This window comes from Microvirga sp. P5_D2, from assembly GCF_054049475.1.
Window position 1 is genome coordinate 1 of the sequence record NZ_JBFUMH010000185.1, and the last position, 9,072, is coordinate 9,072.

Genomic DNA, 9,072 nt, shown 5'->3' on the forward strand with positions numbered 1-9,072 from the left:
CTCCAACTCAATCGAGAGCTGCGCCTGTGACAGCTCCTGAAACCCAGCGCTCACGGCCGTCCTCCTGCAGCCGTGTCGTCGGCGGCGATGCGATACCTCGGGGTGATGGTCTGGGTGACGTAGGCGTCGGAAAGGTCGCGGTAGAAGCCGACCTCGCGGAGTCGTCCGGTGAACGCGCGAACGTTGTCGCGGAGCGCGCGGCGGTCCTCGATGCTTGTCGTCGAAAAGCCGTCGCCCCGTGGCAACTGGTCGATATGGATGCCGTAGCGTTCACGCAGGAACACGAGCAGCTCGTCGACGCGCAGTTCGCCCGTGTGGAATCCTTCGGCGCCGCCCGGCTTCAAGACGGCGATCTGGAGCAGAACCTCGAGAAGGCGGCTATCGAGCACAAAGCGGCGCGGCGCGTTTTTCGTCCGCCCCTGCGCCAGGGCAGCGCCCGAGCGGTTCTTGAGCAGCAGCGAGTCGAGGCACTCGACGATGTACTGCCGGTGGAAGCGACCGCGCAGCGCGACAATCATCTCGATGTATGCGTCGAACTCGGATAGCCCCATCTCTGTGACCGCCTTCAGCTCGGGATCGAGCTCCGCGTCCTTCGCGCCCGAAGTCTCCTCGACCAGGCTCGAGATGCGCTGGCCGAAGAACTTCTCGCGCTCGGCCTTCAGCGGTGCGTCGAGGAGCTGGAGCACCTCGCCCACCGAGAAGTCGCCGCTCGTTGGCTTCGAGAGCTTGCCGCGCCGCACGAGGTCGGTCGCGAACTCGTCGAGCTTCTTTGTCGCGAAGTAAGCGCGCACAAAGGACGGGATGCGTCGATAGTGCGTATCCGCGCTGCGCTCCGCGAGCGCCGCCATCGGCGTACCAGGCTGGCCCGCAACGTCGACGAGGATGGCAACGCGATAGGGGCAATCGCCGAACGGATTGTCTGGGCTCTTCGCGTTCATCGGGCACGCGCCCATCAAGCACGTCGGGTCGGAGCCTTTCTTGCGCACGAGCGCCGGCAGGAGCTTTAGAAGCCGCAGGTGATAGAGCCCGAGGTGGAAGGCGATAAGGACTTTCAGGTAGTCCACCATCACCGAGCGCGGGATGAAGCGCTGATAGAACAGTAGGCGCTGGATGTCCTCGGCCAGGAGGTCTGCCGCGCCCACGCAAAGTGGGGCGAACGTCTCGCGGCCCGACGTCGTGTCTGGCGCGTCCTCAACCTGGTCAAGCAGCCGCAGCAGCGCCTGAGTCTCGACGTCGAGCGYCACCCCGGAATCGGCCCTACCGGTGACCTTGTCGTGGYCCTGGAAGAAGAAATAGTTGAGGTGCTCGATAGCCTTCTGGCCAGCACCGTTCCGCGCACCGTAGAGCATCTCGTAGAGGTGCTGCGCGGCGCCGTAGTCGCGCGAGTGCTTCGGGTTGCGGAACCGGTAGGTGAAGCCGTGCAGCGGGCGCGGCGCGGCCACCGCCTGGTTCGCCTTGCCACGGTTCACGACGTCGAGCAGGTGCGTCTCGACCCAACGTTCCAGCACCTCGCGGTGGTCTTTGAAGCCCGTGAACCACTCCGGGTGATCGAGGAACTCCTCGACGAAGCTCTCGACCGACAGCTCAACCTTGCGTCGCAAGCGGCTCGGGAACCCATTGTGCGCGAGTCGCGCGAAGAACGCGGTCAGCACGCGGTCCATTTCGAGGTGCTTGAAGTCGAGGTAGCTGATCTTCGGCAGCCGGAACTCTCTATCGCGCTTGGACAAGGACATCAGACCGCTCCCTCCCGAGCGCGCATCATCTCGAGGCGGCCGTCGGCCTGACGAGCGACGCGGTAGAACTCGTGGCCCGACGTGCTGAGCAGCACCTCCTGGTAGGGTGCGGAGCCCAGCTGGTTCTTGAAGACGGCGAGGCTCAGGTAGTAGCCCCGCTCCTCCTCGATACTGGGCCGGTACCCCTCATTCAGGCGCTGCAGTATCTCGTACACATCAAGCGACACCAGCAGCTCGGCGTCGAGGTTCTTGTCCTGGTAACGAAGCACGAGGCCTGTGGGCATGTGCTCGACGAAGCGAGAGCGCGAGGCCTGGTCGGCCAGCGAGAGCGAGAAGCGCTCACGTGGGTACAACCGGTACGAGCGCACGCTGCCGCCTTCGACACGGCGAACTTCAAGCGCGAGGTTGTTGCCGATGCGCTCGGGTCGCGTGAGCCCCTCGCCCCGATTGATGGCGAGCAGCAGCGGCTCGAGAAGGTCGTCGGGCGTGCGGTCGCCGTGTACGACGGCCAGCAAATCGTCGGCCATCTTGTAGGGCAGCATTCCGCGCCAGCCCGTGTCGCGGCGCTCGAAGAACGCGCGCCTCCGCGCCATCGCGATGAAGCGCCGGTGGGCCTCCGCGCGGTGCGCGCTGACTTTGCCGGAGACGTCGCGAGGCAGCTCATCGTAAAGGCTACGGAGGATCTCACGGTCGTAGTGCCCGCGCTGCTCGAAGCGGAACAGCGTGCGGTCCTCGGCGGGCGAAACAAAGTCGAGCGCGCGGTCCAGGCGCGGGTCATCGACATCGGCGACGTCGACCTCGGAGAGCAGCGTCAGTAGGCGGTCCGCATTCGGCGCGTCGCCGCCCCGCCAACTGTTGAAGTAGAAGCCCTGGATGATCTCGTTGCGCCAGCCGGTCCGGTAAAGCTCGTGGATCTCGTCGCAGTCGCGCGTGCCGACGAGCGTGTACGCAAGCGCGGAGCGCAGGTCGCGCAGCGTGATGTGCAGCCGCCCGCGCAGGTGCGTAATGGAGTAGAGGCTCTTGAGACGCTCGACGACGTGCTTGCCCGCCGTCTCGTCCTGGATGGTCTGCGCGTTGTGGAACGCGTAGCACTTCTCCTTCAGGTCGCAGCCGTGGCACGGCTCCCAAAACTTCTCATGCGTCATGCGGTTCACGAGTCGCTCGAGGATCGAGTTGTCGAAGCCTTGGGGGTCGACGACGACGCTGCGGAGGTTCAGGTTCACGACCGCGACGCCCTCGGCAGGCTCGCCCGTGCGGAGGCCTTCCTTCACGAGCGCGGTGAGCGCTTCGAAGTCGGAGCGGTTCGTCTCCAGGAAGTCGACAAGGCGGCCCTCGTTGATGGCGATGAGCCGCGTCTCCTTCGACGAGGCCCAGCTCGAAGAATCCTTGCCCTTGAAGGGGGCGAAGAAGGCGCGAAGCACGTCGTCGTTCTTCTGGTCGCCCTCGTCCTGGCTGCCGTCGTAGTTCGAGAGGAACGTGCGCCCCCGTAACTCGAAACGCGCGCCGTTCAGCGACGGCGTGAGGATGGCCTGCTCGTCTTTCGCGGCGCGCTCGAGCTTCTGAAGGAACGCGGTCTTGCCGTCGCCCGCGTTGCCCGAAATAACAACGAGCGAAAACTCGCCCGAAAGCACGGTCGGAAGGAGGTCTCGGTCGAGCGCCGTCTCGACGTAGGTCTGCTCGCTGATGACGTCGAGCCCACGCGTGCCAGCGTTACTCCGCTTGCTCTGGCTATAGACCGTAAGCAGGTGGCGCACGTAGGGGTTCGTGTTCGGCGGGATCGGAGTTCCCGCGCCTTCGCCGTTCCCGGGCCCTTTGCCATTGCCGCCGTCGCCTGGGGTGCCCCAAGCGGGTGGCACCGGCGTCGTGGGCCGTGGGGCCCGCCGTGCAGCGGGCACGCTGGCGAGGGTGCCTTGCAGCTCGGCGGCGGATGCAAAGCGATCGGCGCGCTTGGGCGCGATGGCCTTCAACATCAGGTCCGCCAGCTCGGGCGCGATGTTCGTCAGATTCGAGTGCTCGCGCGGGTCGCCGGCAGACTTCCCCAGCGGAGGGATCTGTGCGTCGARCCAGGGGTAGTGCCCGGTCACCGCCTCGTACAGCGTGATGCCCAGCGCGTAGAGGTCGCGGTCCGCGAGATCGCTAGTCGTCGGCACCGCCTCGAGGTTGAGGTCCGGTGGGAGGTAGCGACGCGAGCCACCGCCTCGGTCGCCGCTCGCGCCAAAGACCGCCACGTTGAAATCGATGATCTTCGCGCCGCGGTCGGTCCATAGGAGGTTGCGAGGTTTGATGTCGCAGTGGAAGGCGCCCGCCTCGTGGAGGTGGACGAGGCCGGACACCACCTGGCGGGCGAGCTCGAGCGCGTCTTCGGGCGCGAATAGGTTGCCGTCGATCATCTCGCCAACATCGAGCCCGTCGATGTACTCGAAGACGATGAAGGGTGGGCCGTTGCCGGGAATGAAGTCGGCGTCGATCACCTTTACGACGTTCGGGTGATCGGGGATGCGAAGGAGTGTCTTGTACTCCTTCTTGAGCCGGTCAATCGTCGACACGCGGTCACGCAGCACGAGCTTCATCGCACGCGAGACGTCGCCGAGCGTGTCGATGACCTTGTAGGCGACGCCGAAGGAGCCCGGCTTGCCGAGCCGCTTCTCGACGACGTACTTCGGCGTAAGCTGCGTCTGTGGCAGCAGGTTCGAATAGTCGAGCTGAGGCTGCGCGGGCTCGACAGGGGACGACGACGGCTGCACGCTCCCCGGTTCGGACGCGGAGGCGCCGCTCGGATCGAGCAGCACCTTGAGCTCGGTGAGCGCCCACGCTGCCGTGGGACGCTGGTCGGGATCGAAGGCGCAGAGCTTCTGGAGCCAGGCGTCGAAGCCCTTGGGCAGCTCGGGACGGGTCGCGCTCGGCTTCACCGCGAAGATGGCCTTCTGTTCGAAGAGTTCGGTCGGCGTCCTGAAGGGCCGCTCGCCCGTGAACAGCTCGTAGAGCACGAGCCCCACGCTGAAAATGTCGGAGGCGGGCGTCGCGGCGCCAGGCTCGCCGTGGATCTCGGGCGCCAAGTACTTGGGTTCGAGGTCGTCGACGATCTCCTGCGCGATGGTGCGGCTGTGGTCCGTGCCCGGGCGCGCGAAGTCGAAGCCGGTGAGGCGAACGCGCCCGTCGGTGCCAACGACGATGTTGGTTGGTGAGATGTTCCGGTGAACGACCTCGTGCGCCGCGAGATGCACTAGCGCGCTGAGGAGGTCTGCCGCGACGGTGTTCTTCTGATCGAGCGTCAGAGCCAGCGTGGGCTTCGCGATGTGAATGCGGAGAGCCTGCCCCGGGACGTCCTCCGTAACAAGGAAATACTTGTCCTCGCCCTCACTTGGGAAGAAGTCGCGCACGCCGACGATACCCGGATGTCCTGGCGTCGAGCTAAGCGTGCGGAACGCCGTCGAGATGAGGAGTCGCTGCTTTTCGCGCTCCCCCTGGGTCTTGTAGGGGTCAGCCTGGTACGCGCGGATAAGCGCGGTGGATTTCTGTCCGGCGTAGGCGTTGAACGCACGGTACTCAGTGTAGCTGTCTGTACCGCCAAGCTTCTCGAGGACCTGCCAGCTTCCGAAGCGCAGCGGGCCCGAGCGCGGCTTCGCCACGCCCTGGATCGCCTTCATGATGATGTTGTGATGCGCGCCGATGTTCTTTGACTTGCCCGCGGGGATGCGCGTGCTGTTCTGGAAGAACGCTGCGGCCTTCTTCAACGTCGTGACGTTCGGCGCGTCACGGCCGCCTTGGTCGACGAGCGTGGCGTCAGGGGCGGTGAGCACGACGGCGGCGTCGACGTAGATGTCTTCCAGGTCGCGGCGGCCCGGCTGGCTGCCGGTGATGATGCCCTTCACCGCCTTCGCATGCCCGCGCAGCTTGGCGAGTGGCGAGCTGAAGGGCTGACGCCCCTCCGGGTACCACTTGGGGCCGTAGACATCGATGAGGCCGCGCGTGCCCTTCACGTCGACGAGGTAGACTGCGTGAGGAGCGATGACCGCGATGTCGACCTCGAAGGCCTCGCCGTTGCGGACGATCTCGAAGTTGTGCGCGACGAGGTAGCTCGCCGGCAGGTGATCCCGCAGGTACGCGATGGCCTGGCGTTCGGCCTCGTTCACCGGCTCGCCGATGGGGATCACCGTGGCCATCAGTTCGCCCCCTTCTCGATGGCGTCTTCGACGAGGGCGATGGCCTGGTCTTCTAGAGCGACGGCCTCGTGGCGTGCGTCGTAAGCGTCAACGACCATGCGATGCACCTCGTCGCGAACGCTCTTGGAGGGATACGGGACCGGGAGCTGCGCACGCATTACGTGGTGGTGGTCTTGCAGCTTTGTGCCTGTTGAGATGGATCGGAACATGCGGAACGCAGTCTCGGAGCGCATGAACGCGTAGAGACACCCGGCGGGCATCTCCTGTTCGTTGGCGACCACACGAAGCAGGTGCTCCGAATACGCGAGCTGCGCTGCCGGGCCCCAAATGAATTCGGCGCGGCAATAAAGTTCAGATTCGCCAAGGGTTCCTTGCGCCGCGACGAGAATCGTTCCCGGCGCGACGATCACGTCCCTGCCCGCTGACGACTTCGCGATCCAGCGACCTTCGGGCTTGACCCAGAACAACTCACGCTGCCCGACGAGCTGGAACGAGTACTCCGGTGCTGCGTCGATACGCTTGAAGCGCGCGCCTCGCTGCAGCGTGCCAGGCACAACAAGGTCTCCAAGGTCCTTGTGCGGTGCGGCCTTCACCGCTTCCACGAGCTTTTGGAAGCGGGGCGTGAAATTGAGCGCACGAAGCGAGTCGACCGACGGGGCGGCGACCCTGAATCCAAGGTCGCGGCCCATCAGGTGCCAATCCGCAGCGGTGATGTCTTCGAGTCCTACGGACTCGAAGAGCCGCTTCGTAGCGCTGTTCACGTCGGCCTGGTACTTGGCCAGCAGGTTCGCCGACTTGATAACCAGCTCGTCGGCGCGGCTCTCAACCGACTTGCCCAGGCGAGGGACTGGCAGATCCGCGATGTGGTGGGGCTCAATGTGCTGGATGATCGCGCCGTAGGTGCCAGACACGATGAGTGGCACGCCGAATTTTGAGCGGAGGTAGGCGTGGAGGTAACCCGGGGGAACTCTATCGGCGTCGGGGACGACTCGAAGCACGTCCTCGGTACAAGCCAGGCCATGCATGTCGGGGCGAACGAACGCCATGCGACCTACCGTTCCGGCCCGGGTGATGAGGGTGCTTCCCGCACTGATTAGAAGCTTCGGATTGGCCCGGACTGCGGACCGTCCGATAAGCTGTAAGCTGGAAAGGTCCGACTGCAGAATGTCGGTGCTCGAGAGAAATCGTACGCCGTGCGTGTCGTCGACTACCCAGAGCCGCTTGATACGCCCAGGGTTGATGATCCCGTCCCTGCCTCCGAGGCACAACTCGTTCAGCGGCTCCTTTGCTTGAGGCAATCGCTCGAGGATCACCTTCGCTTCTAGCGCACCAGACATATACGGGCCACAGTCAAGTCGCCGTCCGTCGATATCCATCCACGTGCTCGGAACAGACCTCACCTTCATGCGCCAGGCTCCGCGTTCTTCTTCCTGAACTCGTGGTACGCCTTCGCGATCTCGGGCAGGTCGTCATCGACCTTCTTCTTCTTGCGGCGCAGGGTGCGGGTCACAAAGTGGCCGTTGGTGCGTACGCGCTCGACCTCTTCGACGTCCTCGAGGATCTCCTCGCCATCGGGGCTGCGCTTGTAGAGCGTGTTCCCGCGCCGATCGAACCCCACCTTCTCAGCGACGGCCATGAAGACCGGGTAGTCCGTCTTGCCGCCAAGATCGCCAGCCTGGATCTCACGCTGCGTCTTCTTCTTCAAGAAGAGCAGGCTCGTGAGAATGTTGACGTTGGCCTCGACAATGAAGACTTCCACAGGCAGGTCGATGCTTGCTAGCACCCATGTGTGCCGGAGAATCCACCAGCGGATGTACTCGTCGCCCGGGTTGCCGAGAATGCCGTCGGGCAAGACGATGCCCATGCGGCCGCCGGGCTTGAGCCAGTCGACGCAACGCTCGATGAACAAGACCTCTGGCGCCACGCTCCCCTGAAGGCGCCCCGTATTCCTGAAGCCGCCATCTTTCGTGCGCTCCCAGATGTGCGCGAGCTCGAAGTGCTTGAGGATGTTCGGATCGGTGATAGGAATGTCGGCCCCGAAGGGCGGATTCGTCATCACAAGATCCATAGTTCCGAGCTCGGCGAGCTCTTTCGCCTCGCCAACGCCGGGCAGATGGCCAGCTGGGAACTCGAGCGAGTTGATGTTGAAGAGGCGGGCTTCGGCGTTGCTTGCCATCACCGCGTTCATCTGGGCGGCGCGGACAAGGAACGGGTCGAAGTCGGCCCCGAACAGGTTTTTCTTCACGAACTCGCTTAGCCGCTCCTGGATGGAGATGAATTCCTGCGTCGACTCCGCTCCAGGCTCGATGCCTTTCTCCTCTTGGAACTTGTGGGCGAGGTGCGCGAGCGTGGCGGTGAGGAATCCACCGGTGCCACACGCCGGGTCGATCACACGATCGCTCGGCTTCGGATTGAGCATCGAGACGACGAGCTTGATGGCCCCGCGCGGCGTGAAGTACTGGCCGCGATCACCACGCAAGTTGGTCCCGACGATCTCCTGGTAGGCGGCGCCCTTCGCATCGACGTCTGTGCGCCCGAAGTCGTACTTCGCGAGCTCTGATACCATGAACGCGAGCGCGCGATCGGAAAGCGTGATCTCCTCGTTGCCGCGGAAGACGGTCGAGTACTTCGTCTTCACCTCGTTGAAGAGCGGCTTGATGCGATCGCGAATGGCCTTCTGTCCCGCCGGATCGAACTGCTCATCGATGAGCTGACCATTCTTCTCGAAGCGTCCCGCCCAGAAGCGGCGCTTCTCGTTCGGCTGCCGTTCGTCGTGCATCTTGGCGAAGATCAGGTAGAGGAACTGCCAGAACGCCGCGTCCTTCGGCATGCCCTCGTTGCCGTGGATGAAGTTGTGGCAGCGACGGAAGGCGGTGCGTAGCATCTCCGGATCGGCGCGACGGAGTTTCGCGTGCGAGGCGACCTCGCGAGTTCCGATCGACTCGTCGGCGAGCGGCCAGTCGCCGATCGCGACGAACTTCACGTCAAATTTTGTGCGCTTGACCTGGAAGAAGAAGAACTCGAGACCGTTAGTCCATAGGCCGTACTTGCAGTTCTCGCATGCCGCCATCGCGTCCTTGAGCAGCTCGAGGTCCTTCGCGGCTTGCTCGTGGTCACGCATCTTGTAGGCGCCCCTGTCTCCAAGCTTCAGCTCCTTCTGGCAGACGACCAGGCGG

4 protein-coding genes are annotated in these 9,072 nt (G+C 64.4%); all 4 read right to left on the bottom strand.

Annotated features, from left to right (window positions below; genetic code table 11):
* Window positions 1-50: 50 nt before the first annotated feature.
* Window positions 51-1,733, bottom strand: a complete 1,683-nt coding sequence (gene mads7 / locus ACXJKO_RS26975; RefSeq protein WP_457094128.1) for a methylation-associated defense system protein MAD7 — start codon at window positions 1,731-1,733, stop codon at window positions 51-53.
* The gene (gene mads6 / locus ACXJKO_RS26980) at window positions 1,733-5,896 is read right to left on the bottom strand and encodes a methylation-associated defense system protein kinase MAD6 (RefSeq protein ID WP_457094129.1); all 4,164 of its coding nucleotides are present in this window, start codon (window positions 5,894-5,896) and stop codon (window positions 1,733-1,735) included. The genes mads7 and mads6 overlap by 1 nt, the downstream gene beginning before the upstream one ends.
* On the bottom strand, window positions 5,896-7,272 hold the full coding sequence (gene mads5 / locus ACXJKO_RS26985) for a methylation-associated defense system restriction endonuclease subunit S MAD5 (protein ID WP_457094130.1): 1,377 nt from the start codon (window positions 7,270-7,272) through the stop codon (window positions 5,896-5,898). Before mads5 ends, mads6 begins: the two co-directional genes overlap by 1 nt.
* A 26-nt stretch (window positions 7,273-7,298) precedes the next feature.
* The coding region (gene mads2 / locus ACXJKO_RS26990) for a methylation-associated defense system DNA methyltransferase MAD2 (protein ID WP_457094131.1) at window positions 7,299-9,072 on the bottom strand (1,774 nt) is incomplete at its 5' end.

Coding starts and splice junctions, on each gene's coding strand:
- mads5 (WP_457094130.1), bottom strand. CDS start 7,272: ATGGATATCGACGGACGGCGACTTGACTGTGGCCCGTATATGTCTGGT.